The 16,755-nt window shown below is 29.7% G+C and carries 12 protein-coding genes; 3 read left to right on the forward strand and 9 right to left on the reverse strand.

All coding sequences use genetic code 11. From position 1 onward, the window contains the following. Positions 1-184: 184 nt before the first annotated feature. The 3 genes from fucO to L1S46_RS07935 form a co-directional block, all read right to left on the reverse strand. Positions 185-1,339, reverse strand: a complete 1,155-nt coding sequence (fucO, locus tag L1S46_RS07925; RefSeq protein WP_238899704.1) for a lactaldehyde reductase — start codon at positions 1,337-1,339, stop codon at positions 185-187. Positions 1,340-1,678: 339 nt separating this feature from the next. Further along, positions 1,679-2,497 carry a rhamnulose-1-phosphate aldolase gene (gene rhaD, locus L1S46_RS07930; protein WP_238899744.1) on the reverse strand — a complete coding sequence of 273 codons (819 nt, stop codon included), beginning with the start codon at positions 2,495-2,497 and terminating at the stop codon, positions 1,679-1,681. Between the two features lie 371 nt (positions 2,498-2,868). Continuing rightward, the gene (locus L1S46_RS07935; RefSeq protein ID WP_011967802.1) at positions 2,869-3,627 is read right to left on the reverse strand and encodes a DeoR/GlpR family DNA-binding transcription regulator; all 759 of its coding nucleotides are present in this window, start codon (positions 3,625-3,627) and stop codon (positions 2,869-2,871) included. A gap of 235 nt (positions 3,628-3,862) precedes the next feature. On the opposite strand from L1S46_RS07935, the gene rhaM reads away from it, so the two are divergent. Further along, positions 3,863-4,177: an L-rhamnose mutarotase gene (rhaM, locus tag L1S46_RS07940; protein ID WP_238861348.1), complete on the forward strand. Its 315-nt coding sequence runs from the start codon at positions 3,863-3,865 to the stop codon at positions 4,175-4,177. A 158-nt stretch (positions 4,178-4,335) separates the two neighbouring features. Here rhaM and L1S46_RS07945 read toward each other — a convergent pair whose 3' ends face one another. Further along, positions 4,336-5,874 carry an MFS transporter gene (locus L1S46_RS07945; protein ID WP_238861346.1) on the reverse strand — a complete coding sequence of 513 codons (1,539 nt, stop codon included), beginning with the start codon at positions 5,872-5,874 and terminating at the stop codon, positions 4,336-4,338. Between the two features lie 588 nt (positions 5,875-6,462). Next, on the reverse strand, positions 6,463-7,299 hold the full coding sequence (locus tag L1S46_RS07950) for a sugar phosphate isomerase/epimerase (protein WP_238899705.1): 837 nt from the start codon (positions 7,297-7,299) through the stop codon (positions 6,463-6,465). A gap of 498 nt (positions 7,300-7,797) precedes the next feature. Between L1S46_RS07950 and L1S46_RS07955 the strand changes: the two genes are divergently transcribed. Then, positions 7,798-8,925 (forward strand): glycoside hydrolase family 88 protein, encoded by a 1,128-nt coding sequence (locus L1S46_RS07955; RefSeq protein WP_238899706.1) that lies wholly within the window; start codon positions 7,798-7,800, stop codon positions 8,923-8,925. A 398-nt stretch (positions 8,926-9,323) separates the two neighbouring features. Here the strand turns inward: L1S46_RS07955 and kduD are convergent, their stop codons facing one another. From kduD to rhaB, 4 genes are all read right to left on the reverse strand, one after another. Continuing rightward, positions 9,324-10,106: a 2-dehydro-3-deoxy-D-gluconate 5-dehydrogenase KduD gene (gene kduD, locus L1S46_RS07960; RefSeq protein WP_238861342.1), complete on the reverse strand. Its 783-nt coding sequence runs from the start codon at positions 10,104-10,106 to the stop codon at positions 9,324-9,326. Positions 10,107-10,130: 24 nt separating this feature from the next. Beyond that, positions 10,131-10,967 (reverse strand): 5-dehydro-4-deoxy-D-glucuronate isomerase, encoded by an 837-nt coding sequence (gene kduI, locus L1S46_RS07965; RefSeq protein WP_238861340.1) that lies wholly within the window; start codon positions 10,965-10,967, stop codon positions 10,131-10,133. Positions 10,968-11,095: 128 nt separating this feature from the next. Next, entirely contained in the window at positions 11,096-12,352 is a 1,257-nt protein-coding gene (rhaA, locus tag L1S46_RS07970) for an L-rhamnose isomerase (protein WP_238899707.1), read from the reverse strand. A gap of 134 nt (positions 12,353-12,486) precedes the next feature. Continuing rightward, positions 12,487-13,890: a rhamnulokinase gene (gene rhaB, locus L1S46_RS07975; RefSeq protein WP_238899708.1), complete on the reverse strand. Its 1,404-nt coding sequence runs from the start codon at positions 13,888-13,890 to the stop codon at positions 12,487-12,489. Between the two features lie 724 nt (positions 13,891-14,614). Between rhaB and L1S46_RS07980 the strand changes: the two genes are divergently transcribed. After that, positions 14,615-16,708 carry a glutamine synthetase III gene (locus L1S46_RS07980; protein WP_238899709.1) on the forward strand — a complete coding sequence of 698 codons (2,094 nt, stop codon included), beginning with the start codon at positions 14,615-14,617 and terminating at the stop codon, positions 16,706-16,708. Positions 16,709-16,755 lie beyond the last annotated feature (47 nt).

Here is a 16,755-nt window from a genome sequence, read left to right on the forward strand (position 1 = left end):
ACTAGAAACTTTGTTACTTAATATCTTAACATAAAACTCTATTTTATAGTATCTAATACAGTTCTCCTAACTTATCTCTATCTAAAATTTTCATAATCTCAAAAACTATGATAGAATCATATATTTTATTCTATCATATAAAAAAGGATGAATATAATTATATACCCATCCTAAAACTATTTTTCTATTTAAAAGCTTTCTTATAAATTTCTAAAATTTCTACCACACTTGTATCTCTTGGATTACCTGGAGTACAAGCATCAACAAATGCTGATTCTGCAAGTGATTGTAAATCTTCTTCTTTTACACCAATTTCATTTAACACTTTAGGAATTCCTACATCTTCTGAAAGCTTTTTAACTGCGTCAATAGCTGCCTTTCTATATTCTTTTTGAGACATACTGTCTACACCTTCAACACCCATTACCCTTGCTATTTCTCTATATTTTTTATCTGTAGCCTCTGCGTTGTACTCCATAACATATGGCAATAATACTGCATTAGCAATTCCATGTGGTGTATCATAGAATGCTCCAAGCGGATGTGCCATCGAGTGGACAATTCCAAGTCCAACATTACTGAACCCCATACCTGCAATATATTGTCCAAGGGCCATGTCTTCTCTTCCCTTCGGCTCATTATTTACTGCACTTCTAAGAGAACGTCCAATTATCTCAATAGCTTTCAAATGTAATGTATCAGTTAATTCCCAGGCTCCTTTTGTAATGTATCCTTCAATAGCATGAGTTAAAGCATCCATGCCTGTAGCTGCTGTTAATCCCTTTGGCATTGACGACATCATTTCTGAATCAACAACTGCTATTACTGGAATATCATGAGGATCAACACAAACAAATTTACGTTTCCTTTCCTCATCAGTAATTACATAGTTAATTGTTACCTCTGCTGCAGTTCCCGCTGTAGTTGGAACTGCTATTATATCAACACATTTATTTTTAGTTTCTACTGCTCCCTCTAAACTTCTTACATCTGAAAATTCTGGATTATTAACAATAATTCCAATAGCTTTTGCAGTATCAATTGATGATCCTCCGCCTATTGCAATCAAATAATCTGCTCCAGATGCTTTGAATCTTTCTATACCAGCTAAAACTACATTTATAGTTGGATTCGCTTTCACTTCATCAAAAATTTCAAAAATCAAATCATTTTTATCTAATAAATTTGTAACTTTAGATGCTACATTAAATTTTATTAAGTCCTTATCTGTTACAACTAGTGCTTTCTTATAGCCTCTTATTTTAGCTTCGGTAACAATATTTTCAATTGCTCCTCCTCCTATATAGCTTGTCTCATTTAATATTATTCTATTTGTCATAAATATCAATTCTCCTTTAATAATTTTGATAAATGTATAATGTATCCACTGAATTTTATATAATAATAATTTATCAGCAAAGTGCAATCTCATATTTATAATTTATAAATCGTTTTCAAATTATATTCTAGTTAGGTATTTTTATAATACTAACTGTTTATATACATATAAAAATCATATCTATATCTATCATTATTAAACAATCTAGTTACTATACATAATATAACAACTAGATTGTTTCCATATTATGATATATATAATAAGTTGTCTGAGACTAATCTTATACGGAGATAGGGTTATACTTAAGCTAATTTTCACTCTAGTCTCAAAATAACTTTATTAAACTAAGTAATCTTCAGAAATACTAACATTAAAGTCTTTTGCTAAATCTCTAAAATTTTCAGAAACAATTGTTTGTTTCTTTCCACCCATTGATAGAACTTTAACTAAAATCTCAGCTGATTTCTCTACTGTATCCATCAATCCAAAAGTTAGATCTAATGTTTCACCTGAACAAAACATTCCATGATGCGCCCAAATTACAACATCATGATCCTTCATTAGTTCACCAGTAGCTTCTGCAATTGCAGCTCCACCTGGAACCATCCAAGGAACTACCCCAATCCCACTTGGAAATACTACAGGGCATTCTGTTGCCATTTCCCATAATTCTCTTGTAAATACTTTTCCTTCTAATGGCAATACAAACGTTAATGCAATTACATTTGTAGTATGAGAATGCATTATAACTCTATGACATCCATTTGTTTTTTCTACTTTTATTGAGTGACTCATTAAATGTGAAGGAAGTTCGCTTGTTGGTCTTGCATTATTTGACAATCCCCAAACTACCTTATAGTTTTCTCCCTTTTCATCTATTTTGATTATTCCTGCATTTTCTCCTAAACAAACTGTCATATTTCTTATAAACTTTCCACTTCCGGTTACTAAGAAATATTCATTGGCTAAATTTTTTACAGTTACACCAATTGAATTATATTCCGAATCTTCGTTCATAAATTCTTTAATTGCAGAAACTTCTTCTTTTGTTAATCTATAAGTTATATTTCCACCATTTCTTTCATGCCATCCTTTAAGCCACGCATCATTTGTCATCCTCTTAAAATTTTGTATAAACTTCATATCTTCTATTGTCATACTTTCTCCTGCTTTCATATATTTATTATGTATTTTAATATTTGGTCCATTTTAAATAATTCTATTTGTAAATGTATGTAACTTTATTCACCGATTAAAGATACAAACTAATCATTTTAATTCCAGATTAATTTTATCTTATAAATAAATTATACTTCATTCTTTTGTTAATTTCAATTGCTTTTTGTTGTTTTTGTTTGTTTTTATTTGTATTAATATTTTAAAAACAACATATCATTATAGAGCTTTATTAAAGTATATTAAGATCTGCTAAAACTAGCATTTATAACGAATTTATTAGCATTTTTATCAAAAAATAAAGAATCACCTATTTATTTTTAAGTGATTCTACAACCTTTTCTATATGTACATCAATATATAACCTCAACATTATTAGCATGCAGTAAATTAATCCATTCTTCATTTGGTTCAATATCTGTTATCAAATAGTCTATGTCTTCATAATCAAAAAGCTTTACAAATGATGTTTTATCATATTTACTATGATCCACTAACAAAATGACTTTATTAGATTGTTTGATCATAGATCTTTTAATTTCTGCCTCTGTCTCATTCGAGTCTAATATTCCTTTATTTATGTCCATTCCTTTACAGCTTACAAATGCTATGTCCACATTATAATTTTTAATAGCATTTTGCGTTATTGGTCCTTGTAACGACAAAGTTCTTTGATCCAAGCCACCACCAGTTGATATAATATTCAACTCCGATTGGTTTAATTCTTGTAATACTTCCACTGAATTTGTTATTACAGTTACATCATTTCTATTTCTAATTAATTTCAATGCTTCAAATACTGTTGAACTACAATCAGCAACAATCGTACTACTTCCCTTAACAAACTCTATAGCCTTCAATGCTATATATTGTTTACTTTCTATATTTGTCCTAGATCTTTTATAAAAAGGCACATCCTCGTTAGTTTTATCAACATTTAATATTGCGCCACCATAACTCCTAGTAACTACTCCTTGTAACTCTAGTTTTTCCAAATCTCTCCTTATGGTCTCTTCTGTAACTTCAAACTCTTTGCTCAGCTTAGATACATAAACTTTCTTTTCCTTTATTGCTATTTCCTTTATTATTTCTAGTCTTTCTCTAGGTAACATTACTTTTCCTCCTTATATGAATAAGTTTCTATTTATTCACCGCTATTATATAATTATATTTTAAATCATATGTAAGGCAATTCAAATATAGTGTATATTTTTTTGTATTTAATCAATCCAACTTTAATATACCAAATTAACACAGACAACACAATATAAATCAAAGTTAATTCTTGACTGTTTTTTCCGAATAACTATATAATATAAGTAACTTATACTTTTTAAGGAGGTACTTATGATACAAAAAGCATTTAAAATGAAATTATTTGAAGGTAAAGAAGAAGAATATAAAAAAAGGCATAACGAAATTTGGCCAGATCTTGTAAAAGAATTAAAATCTCACGGAGCATCAAAATATTTAATATTTTATGATAAAGACACCAATCTATTGTTTTCTTATATAGAAATGGAGAACGAAGAATTATGGGATGAAATTGCCGAAACAGATGCCTGTAAAAAGTGGTGGGCATTTATGAAAGATATTATGGAAACAAATCCAGATAATAGTCCAATATCTTTGGAATTATCTAATGTATTCAACTTAAAATAATTATTTGAATTAAACAAATAGAGAAAAACTTATTAGTGCAATTATAAGCAGTGCACTAATAAGTTTTCACCTGCATAAAAATATAATCTGCATTGATTTCACTATTCACTTAAATAGATTTTAGAACTAATGCAGATTATTTTTATATTATATTTTTTCTAAGCTTTTTGATTTTCTTTGTATCTTCTCCAGTTTCTATATCCTACTTTGTTATTCCCCCATACATTCTCGTAATTTAATCCTGTTAATTCTTCAACTGTTGTACGAGTTTCAGCATCTACATCTTCTTTTAATCCACCATCTTTTAATCTTGCAATTTCTTTCTTAAGCACTTCATGCGATTCATGAGATACTTTGAACTTATATGATGATATTATACCATAAACAAGCAGTATTGCTGGCGCCACTATTAATATAACTGCCATAGCTGTTAATGCTTCTGGAGGTTGTGATGTTGATCCAGATTTAAAGTTAAATTCTTGTAATACAACTCCAACTAGGAAAACAGCAAGTGCCTGTGAAGCTTTACGCAACAAACTCATAAATCCTGCGAAAACACCTTCTCTTCTATCAGCAGATACTATTTCATCTACATCTGGAACAAAAGTATAGTTATTCCAAGGAACAAAGTTTATTCCACCTCGTCCGAGTCCTGCTAATGCCGATACAACATATAGTGCAACAAGGCTATCAGGAATTGTTCCATATACTATTAAATATCCTGCAATACTTGCAAGGAATATTAATGATACAACTCTAAATGCTCCACCAGGACTTAATTTTAATGTGCAATAAGTTGCTATACCAACTCCTGCAATTTGGAATATATACATTAATGCCAACAAGTTTGATGCTACAACTGCACCTTTAAATAATGCAAACACTATGAAATAAGTAAATACTGCATTAAATGTATCTTGTGCTAAATATCCTCCGATATACATTCCTAAATGTGCTCTAAACGTTCTAATTTTAAGAGTTGTAACCAAATCTATGTAAATTTTCATTACATTTTGTCCAAATGATAACTTTTCCTTTGAGTGTCTGCCTTCTAATATCTCTATTTCCTCTAAAGATCTTTCCCAAGTAAATGTATACACAAGAATTAAAACAATTATAAATATTACAGTAAAGATTCCACCAGCAATCAAAAATGATTGTGGAGACTCTTTCCCTAATGTATTTATAAGTCTTCCAGGTATAAATGCAGCTAAAAATGCTGAAAATTGGGCAATATACATTCTTGCACTAGTAAGCTTAGCACGAATTTTAAAATCAGATGTCATTTCTGCCGCTAAGGTATCATAAGGTATAAGTACCATTGTATACACGATTTCAAACGCTATATAAGTCCCAACGTAATATAAATAAGAGAAACCACTGACCCAAATAGCTGAATATACAATAATTAAAGGTATTGCTGCTAATAAAAAGAATTTTCTTCTTCCAAATCTTCTTCCAAGCGCAGTTTTGTGAAAATTATCTGTTATGAATCCCATTGTCGGACTTGCTACTGCATCAACTATACGAGCTAATGCAAATATTGAACTCGCTTCAATTGGTGTTAATCCGCAAAAAGTTGTATAAAAGTATAATAACCATGCACTTGTTAAGGCAAATGCTCCTGCTCCTATAAAATCATTCATCCCATAAGAAAAATAATTTATAAATCTTATTTTCCCATCTTTCTTACTCATATTTCCTCCTACATATATTATAAATTTTATTTTTTACATAGTATTTAAGTATTAACGTTTTATAGCTTTAATATAAACTCTAAAGAACTACAAATAAAATACTATAATAAGCCTAATGCATGTCCATTTTTAATTCTTAGTTTAATTCTGTATTCTTCCTCAATTTATCAAATCAATTTCTCTTAATATTTTATATAGTATGTATTTATTAAATATATCTAAGTGTCATTTACCAAAAGTTTTTTATAAAATTCTTTTTATCATGACATTCCTCCTAAGTATTCTAATATCTAACATTTTAATCTTGTCATCGGTTACTTAAAACATTTACATCACTTACACTTATATATTACTTCCATTCCAACACAAAGTCAATATAATTTCTTTTATTTTATTTGTTTTTTATTTGTTTATGTTAGTTTTGTTTTAAAAACAATCTCAAATAGCTATATGTTAACGTTTTAGTGCAATATTTATCTTCCCTCCTTTATCACAGATCTGTATTTAATACTTTTTTAATATAAAAATAGCATAGAAAATATAAATTTCCATGCCATTTCTCATTTTATATATACATTTAATTATTCATTATAAACTCTTGTATATTTCTTCTATATATTTAATACTTGAATCTAAATCTTCAGGTATTGTATCCTCAAGAATTATATCTATATATGGTTTTCTTTCCTTTATTAGTTTTAGTAATAATGGATAGTTAAATTGACCTTTTCCAATAGACACTTGTTGTACCTTTCCATCTTTATAGATAAAATCTTTTGCATGTATAATCACTATCCTATCACCAAATAGTTCAAAAGATTTTCTTATTATCTCGTCTTGTTTATCATAGTTACTTTCATCTATAAAATTAATCGGATCGAAAATAACTTGTAAGTTATTTGATTCAACATTATCTAAAGCTCTTTTTAACCTTTCTGGAGTATTCATTATATGCTTTGTAACCCCTTCTATTCCAACTATAATCCCGAACTTCTCTGCTTCTTTCACAAGTATTCGTATTGAATTTAGGCTCCTTAAAAAGGCTTCCTCTGTATTATTCTTTTCTGTATAAATATATTCCTTATTAAAAGCTCCAGTTTCTGTTCCAACTACATTACACCCCAAATATTTTGCGAAACGTATATGCTCTTTAAATGTATCTAATGATTCCTTAAGTTCATTATCATCTGGATTAGCTAAATTAATATAACACCCAAGAATACTTACAGTTACTTCATATTTATTCAAAGTATTATTTATGTATTGGGCCATCCCTGGTGTCATACATCCTCTAGTAACTTCAAATTCAGATATTATTTTTTTCGCTACGAATTGAACGCTTTTCAACCCTTTTTCCTTCATTATTCTTCCTATATCATCTAACTTATAAAGTCCAATATCGTGTCCTCTAACTCCAATTCTCATAATCGTAATTCCTTTCTCAAAATAAATATAGCTTTATATAGATAATAAACTCTTTTTTAACAAAACTCAACATCATTTACTTGCTTTATTTTTAAAAACAACATAAAACAATATATATATTTCCTTACTTTTATTTTATTCAAACTCACTATTTGTAAGGTTTTTCTCTAATTATATTTAATTTACCCCCTTAATTTTCACTACTAAATAATCATTTTCTTTTTTACTTTTTCTTTATTTTATTTTGTTTTTATGTAGATTTATTTTGTTTCGTGATGTATAATTTGAATTAAGAATAAATGATAGAAAACTTTAATTTATACTACAATAAATTCACTAAGTTATTATAATAACTATATTGTTAACACTTACATGAGATTTAAATTTATTGTAATTAATCGTTACACCGATACCTTTTATTCATTATTTCAAAATACAAAAACTTTAGAGTATTGTTTATAATGCTCTTTACAAATAAATATTATGAGGTGATATAAAATGAAATTAACAGAAAAAGAATTACGTGCAAAACTTGACTTAGTTGTTGATAAACTTTTAAACTTAGATAGACCAACAGATGAAGAAAAATTAACTAAAGAAGGCGGAGAAGCCATAGGAATGTTTCCAAGAGATTTTGGAATTCAAGAATGGGATTGGCCACAAGGTGTAGGTTTATATGGCTTATTAAAGTTAGACAAACACGATAGAAGCAACAAATATCTGGATTTTTTAAATGAATGGTATAAAAATAATATATCAAATGGATTACCATCAAAAAACATTAATACAACTGCCCCTCTATTAACACTTATAAATCTATTAGATGTAAGTCCAAATACAGATTTTGAAAACCTTTGCCTAAAATGGGCTGATTGGCTTATGAACTGTCTTCCAAGAACTAAAGAAGGTGGATTCCAGCATGTTACTAGTGCTAATGGCGATAGACAAGGGGTTAGGCTAAACGAAAGCGAAATGTGGATAGATACTTTATTTATGACTGTATTATTTTTAAATAGAATGGGACAAAAATATAATAGACAAGATTGGATTAATGAATCGATTCATCAAGTCCTTATTCATATAAAATACTTATATGATAAAAAATCAGGTCTATTCTATCACGGATGGAGTTTCAATGAAAATAGTAATTTTGGAGAAGTATTCTGGTGCAGAGGTAATTCGTGGTTCACATTTGGAATCTTAGATTATATTGAAATGTTTGACGGTAAAATGAATTCAGGCCTAAAGAAATTTCTAATTGATACATTTAAGGCTCAAGTAACGACTTTAGTTAAATGCCAATCTAAATCTGGATTATGGCACACAGTTATAGATGATCCTACAAGTTATGAAGAAGTATCTGGCTCAGCTGCAATTGCTGCTGGGATACTAACAGGAATAAGATTAGGGATATTAGACGATTCATTTAAACCTGCTGGTCAAAAAGCTATAGAAGCAATTTGCAATAATATAGCAAAAGATGGAACTGTATTAAATGTATCTGGTGGAACTGGAATGGGCTATAATAAAGAACACTATAGGAATATAATTATAGCTCCAATGGCATATGGCCAATCATTGACTATAATGGCTCTTGTTGAAGCACTTAATCATATTGATTGTTAATACTAATTTATTCTAAAAATATTATATATTTGAATCATTGCTTCAAATATTAAAATTATACATTGATAATCCCCATCTTCTATTTTGAGAATGGGGATTATTAATTTTTCTCTAATATTTAATATTTTCTTACAATGCCTAATGTTCTATCTAAACTATCATACGCTTCTTTAGCACACATTTCTGGAGTTTATTTTCCATACGCTATCTTATTCAACACATCAATACATAATATTTATTAAACTATTGTTAGATTGAAATTTCTATTAATTTACAGGCATTTGCAATTATATTGCATTGCTTGAGTAGTATCCAATACAACAATCTAAAAATGCCTTGTTAAAATATTCATATAATTTTAACAAGGCATTTATCTCGCCGTTATAGGATTTTTATGATTATCTTACTAGCCAGCCACCATCAACAGCTAATATGTGTCCATTAACATAATCAGATGCTCTACTTGCTAAAAATACTATTGCTCCCATTAAATCGAATGGTTCAGCCCATCTATCTGCCGGTATTCTTCCTTGTATTTCTGCATTTCTTTCTTTGTCTGCTCTTATTGGCGCAGTATTTGCAGTTTTTATATATCCCGGTGCTATAGCATTAATCTGAATATTCTTGCTTGCTAATTCATTAGCAAATGCCTTTGTTATTCCAGCTACTCCATGCTTACTTGCTGTATAAGGCGGTACAAATTTTCCTCCTTGGAACGCCAACATTGATGCTACATTAATTATTTTACCAGACCCCTGATTTACCATAATTTTAGCAACTTCCTGACTTAGAAAGTATACTGCATTTAAGTTAATGTCCATTACTGCATTCCAATCTTCTTCTCTATACTCAAGAAGTGGTGCTCTTCTTATTGTTCCAGCATTATTAATTAATACATCTATTTTGCCATACACTTCCATTGCTATTTTTACTACTTTTTCTCTATCCTCTTTTTTTGTTAAATCTGCTTGAACAAATGTTACTGATCTACCTTCTTTTTCTATTAATAGTCTAGTTTCGTCCCAATTTGTATCGTAAGTTGGAATTACCAAATCAGCTCCAGCCTTAGCTAATGCCACTGCATATCCTTGACCAAGTCCTGTATTTCCTCCTGTTACTATGGCTATCTTTCCATCCAATCTAAAAAAATTCATTGAAAATTCATCTAAAATATTTGACATTACTCTATTTCTCCTCTTCTTCTTTTATCTTAAGTCATCAATTTTTATATGATCCATATCATCAAAAGTCTTATTTTCTCCACACATTCCCCATATAAATGAATAATTCTGAGTTCCAATTCCCGAATGAATTGACCAGCTTGGTGAAATTACTGCCTGCTCATTCTTCATTACTATATGTCTTGTTTCTTGTCCTTCACCCATAAAGTGAATTACTGCTTGATCTTCAGGTACATTAAGATATAAATATACTTCCATACGTCTTTCATGAGTATGACATGGCATTGTATTCCATCCACTTCCTGGCTCAAGTATTGTTAATCCCATTACTAATTGACAGCTTTCACATACTGCAGGATGAACATACTGATTTATTGTTCTTTTATTCATGTTTATTTCATCGCCACATTTTATTTTATTAGCTTTTTCCAAATCTATTTTTACTGTTGGATATGATTTAAGTGCTGGTGCAGAATTTATATAAAACTTAGCTGGCTTTTTTCCATTAGCTGATTTAAATTCTATATTTTTAGTACCTTGTCCAACATATAATCCATCTCTATAATTTAGATTATATTCTTCTCCATCTGCTATAATTGTTCCTTCTCCACCTACATTAATAACTCCAAGTTCTCTTCTTTCCAAAAAGTAATCTGTTCCTAATTCTTTAGAAGCTCCAAGCTTTAATATTTCTTTTACTGGTGTAATTCCTCCAAATATGATTCTGTCATTATGGCTATAAACTAAATTCACTTCGTCACCGACAAATACTTTCTCAACTAAATAATGTCTTCTTAACGTTTCTGTGTCGTACTGTTTAGAATCTTCTGGATGATTTGAGTATCTAATTTCCATTTTCATAATATTCTCTCCTTGTATAATAAGTTTATAGTCAATTACATAACCGCTATAAACTTATTTGTTTTATATTTTATTGTTAAATACTATATTATCTTTACAAATTGAATATTATTTATTACAAACCTAAATTAATTTCTCTTAGACAAAACGTCCTTTTCGTATTCCTTTACCTCCTTGATCCAGCTTTCACCAACTGGTACATTGTTCTTTTCACAATAGTAATTCCAAATATCACCCATTGGATAAGTTTTAAATTCTTCCATTAAAGCTAATCTTTCTGTGAAGTTTCCTTCTTCTTGTAATTCCCTTAGCTTATCATTCGGTGTTAACATTGCATTTAATAAAGCTTTTATCATATTTCTTGAACCAATTGTCCATGCTGCAATTCTATTAATACTTGCATCAAAGAAATCAAGACCAATAATTACTCTATCTAATGCATCATTTCTTACTATTTCCTTCGCTATTTCTTTAAGTTCATCGTCATAAACTACAACGTGGTCTGAATCCCATCTAACTGGTCTACTTACGTGAAGAGCTACTTTTTCATCGAATAATAACATTGCAGAAAGTTTATCTGAAACAACTTCAGTTGGATGGTAGTGGCCTGTATCCATTAATGACATTATGTTATTTTTAGCTGCGTAATTTAAATAAAATTCGTTTGAACCTACTGTATAAGCTTCTGCCCCTATCCCAAATACTTTTGACTCAACGCAGTCAAGGTTATATTTTTTATCTATTTGAACTTTAAAAATTTCATCTAAAGATTCTTTAAGTCTTCTTCTTGGTCCTAATCTATCACTCGGAATATCTTTGTATCCATCTGGAATCCAAATATTAGTTAAGCAAGTTTGCCCTAATTCCTTACCAAAATATTCTCCAATTTTTCTTGATGCAATTGAATGTCTTATCCAAAAGTCTCTTATCTCTTTATCGGGATGGGAAAGTGTTAATCCATCTGCTGACTTTGGATGTGAAAATATTGTCGGATTGAAATCTAACCCTAACCCATTTTCTTTTGCCCATTTAACCCAATTCGCAAAATGTTCTGGTTTTATTTCATCTCTGTCTACAAATTCACCATTAGTTTCTAAATAAATTGCGTGAAGATTAACTTTGTGTTTTCCTGGAATTAAGCTTAATGCTTTATCTAAATCTTTTCTAAGTTCTTCAGCGTTTCTAGCTGCACCTGAATAATTACCATTACATTGAATTCCTCCAGATAACTCATTTTGAACTACTTCAAATCCCTTAACATCATCACCTTGCCAGCAATGAATTGATATTTTAACTTTATTAAGTTCATCCAAAACCTTATCTACATCTATTCCCCATTTTTCATATTCTTTTTTAGCTAATTCATATTTTTCTTTAACATTCATTTTTACGCCTCCTATTTATATTTAAATTTACTGATTATCTTTATTTGCAATATTCAATAATTCACTATATATTTCAAACAAATAGCAGTAAAGAATTGAATATTTTAATTTATACTATTGAGAGAGTGAACAAATTAATTGGATTTAAATATCTTAATATCAAAAGATTCTTTTATTACTTGTCTAGCTTCACTTAAATCTTTAAGAATATCTTTACTCATCATTTGAGCAACAATATTTCCTATGGCCGTAGCTTCAACTGGACCTGCAAGTACTTCTTTCCCTGTAACTTTAGAAACCAATTCATTTAAAAGATTATTCTGACAGCCTCCACCAAATATATTTATTCTTTCAAATTTCTTTTCAAAGATTTCCTCTAAATTATAAACAGCTTTTTTATAACAGTGAGCTAAACTATTAAATACACACATAGCTATCTCCCCTACCTCTTGAGGAACCTTTTGACCGGTTTCAACACAATATAATTTTATTTCCTCAACCATGTTTTCTGGTTTGAGGAATCTGTCATGATCTACATCTACTATTGATGAAAAATCAATATGTTCTTTTGCCAAATCTACTAATTGTCCAAAAGAATATTTATTATCTAAATTCCTTCTAACTTCTTGGATTACCCATAGGCCCATAATGTTTTTGAGGAATCTATATCTATAGTCTATTCCACCTTCATTTGTAAAATTATGTTCCATAGCTTGAGGCACACAAATTGGGAATCTATTTTCAACACCAATCAATGACCAAGTTCCTGAACTCAGGTAAACACTGTCGCTGTCATTGCAAACTGATGATATAAATGCTGATCCAGTATCATGGGTTGCAGGAAGTATCACCTCCATATCAAATCCAAATTCTTCGGCCAGTTCTTTTCTCAAAGTACCAAGATTAGTTTTAGGTAATTTTATCTCTTGAAAGATATCCTTCTTAATTCCTAGCTCATCCAGTATTTTTTCATCCCAAGTTCTCTCAAAAGAATTAACTAACTGTGTTGATGATGCATTTGTGTATTCATTTATCTTTTTTCCTGTGAGTAAAAAATTTAAGTAATCAGGTATCATTAAGAAAGTTTTTGCCTCATCTAATACTTCTGGATTATTCTTCTTTATGGAAAGTAATTGATATACCGTATTAAATCTTTGAAATTGGATACCTGTATATAAATACATCATATCTTTTGGAATAATCTTAAATGCTTCCTCCATCATTCCTTCAGTCCTATCATCTCTATAAGATACGGCGTTCCCAAGCATTTTATCGTTTTCATCTAGCAAAACAAAATCTACTGCCCAGGTATCTATTCCTATACTAGTAGGTATTTTCCCTATTTCTTTACATTTCTTAATTCCTTTTTTTATATCCTTAAATAATTGTTCTATATTCCAACAATATTCATTTCCTATTTTACTAATTCCGTTTTCAAATCTGTATATTTCCTCCAATTTTATCTTTCCATTTTCTACTGAACCTAAAATATGTCTTCCACTTGAAGCTCCAATATCAATAGCTAAATAGTACTCCATTTCTCTCCTCCTGTTCTCTTCATACATCACTCTATAGTTAAATTATATTGTATTAAAAAACCGTTTTTAATATCGGCATTTGTATAAATTATTATCCTTATTTGCACTACTAAAACTTTATAATCTTCTTAATATAATTTTTTATATTAAGAATTACTACATAAATATAAATAACGCTAGGTTAAATTGTTATTAAAAATCCTCCTTATAATCTCAGCCTCAGTAAAAATCTCATATCACTAACTTTATTTATAATTAAGTATGTTATCTATAAAAACAATTACCTTTAACTTACTACATAAATTTAAATAAAATTGGTAGAAATGTAATATAAATATTTAAATTTCTACTAATTTCTTACTTCAAAAAATCGGATTTTTGTATTGTACAACCTACAACAATATAGTATAATTATTATAGAAAATACTTAAGGCTATGGCAGTCTTAGCAGTGTTATATATTAACTATGTTTAATTTATTAATTGAATAAGATTTTAGCAAAGGAGCTAGAGAATATTAAAATAATTCTTTAGCTTTTTATTTTTTAATATGAATTTTTTACCATATATGAATTTATATGGTGGGAGTTTATATGTAGCAATTTCTTATTTCTTGTTGACAATTTATCATTTATACTCTAAAATTTTTTTTAAATTATTAATGTTTTTAATTAGTTAATATTAATTTAAATAAATGTTGTGTATTCTGAAAGGGGATCTTATTAATGAACAAAATCAATGAAATTTTTGCTTCAAATGTATTCAGCGATGCTGTAATGAAAGAACGTCTTCCTAAAGCTACTTACAAAGCTTTAAAAAAGACAATTGAAAAAGGAACTACTCTTGAACCAGATGTAGCAGATGTTGTTGCAGCTGCAATGAAAGATTGGGCTGTTGAAAAAGGTGCTACTCACTTTACTCACTGGTTCCAACCTATGACTGGAATTACTGCTGAAAAGCATGATTCTTTTATAAATCCAACTTCTGACGGAAAAGTTATATTAGAATTCTCAGGAAAAGAATTAATCAAAGGTGAACCAGATGCATCTTCATTCCCTTCAGGAGGACTTAGAGCTACTTTTGAAGCTAGAGGATATACTGCATGGGATTGTACTTCACCAGCATTCCTAAAAGATGGTTCTTTATGTATACCAACTGCATTCTGTTCTTATAACGGAGAAGCTTTAGATAAGAAAACTCCATTATTACGTTCAATGGAAGCTTTAAACAAACAAGCTCTACGTGTTTTAAAAGCATTAGGTAATACTACTACTAAAAGAGTAATTACAACTGTTGGTCCTGAACAAGAATACTTCCTAATCGATAAGTCAATGTATGATGCTCGTAAAGACCTTATCTTAACAGGAAGAACATTATTCGGAGCAAAACCTTCAAAGGGTCAAGAACTTGAAGATCATTACTTTGGAACAATCAAACAAAGAATTTCTGATTTCATGAAAGAAGTAGATGAAGAACTTTGGAAGCTTGGAATATTAGCTAAAACTAAGCATAACGAAGTTGCTCCTGCTCAACATGAGTTAGCTCCTATATTTAGCACAACAAATATATCGACTGACCATAACCAACTTACAATGGAAATAATGAAGAAAGTTGCTGCAAAACATGATTTATATTGCTTGCTTCATGAAAAGCCATTCGCTGGCGTAAACGGATCAGGTAAGCATAATAACTGGTCAATGGGTACTGATGATGGAATGAATCTTCTTGAACCAGGTAGATCTCCACACGAAAATCAACAATTCCTTTTATTCCTTTGTGCTGTAATAAAAGCTGTTGATGAATATCCAAGCTTATTAAGAGTATCAGCTGCTAATGCTGGAAATGATCATAGATTAGGTGCTAACGAAGCTCCTCCTGCTATAATCTCTATCTTCTTAGGCGATCAATTAGAGGATGTATTAGAACAAATTGAAAAGGGTCCAGCTACAAGTTCTAAGTCTGCAAGTGAATTAACTATTGGAGTAAATACATTACCTCCACTTCCAAAGGATGCAACTGATAGAAACAGAACTTCTCCATTTGCGTTTACTGGAAATAAATTCGAATTTAGAATGGTTCCATCTTCTGCTTCAATTGCTGGATGTAACTTTGTATTAAATACTATAGTTGCTGAAACTTTATCTGAAATTGCAGATAAACTTGAAAAAGCTACTGATTTAGATACTGAAATTCAATCAATCTTAACAAATATCGTTAAAAACCATAAGAGAATCATATTCAACGGTAACGGATATTCAGATGAATGGGTTGCTGAAGCAGAAAGAAGAGGGCTTCCAAACATCCACTCAACTGTAGAAGCTGCTAAAGCTATGATAGATGAAAAGAATCAAGCTGTATTAGAAAAGCATGGAGTTTTAACTAGAGTAGAATCAACATCTCGTTATGAAATCACTTTAGAAAACTACAATAAGATTATAAATATTGAAGCTTTAACAACACTTGAAATGGCAAAACGTCAAATTTTACCTGCTGTAATTAAGTTTGCTACAAGTCTTGCAGAATCAATTAATACTATAAAAGCTACTGGTGTGAATGCAGACATATCAGTTCAAACTGAATTATTAACTGAAGTTTCAACATTAACAGCCTCATTAAATAAGAATGTTGCCCTTCTTGAAAAATTAGTTGAAAAAGCTGATAACTTCGATGGAGATATATTCGATTTAGGAATGATGTACAGATATGAAGTATTTGAACAAATGAATACTTTAAGAGCTGATGCTGATAAACTTGAAACTCTAGTAGACGAAGAGTTCTGGCCACTTCCAACTTATAGCGATATGTTATTCAACGTTTAATATAAAATCTTTATATAAAATGGAGTGATTCCAAAAGGAATCACTCC

The organism is Clostridium sp. YIM B02500, from assembly GCF_022324665.1.
In the GTDB taxonomy this organism is placed as follows: Bacteria; Bacillota; Clostridia; order Clostridiales; family Clostridiaceae; genus Clostridium; species Clostridium beijerinckii.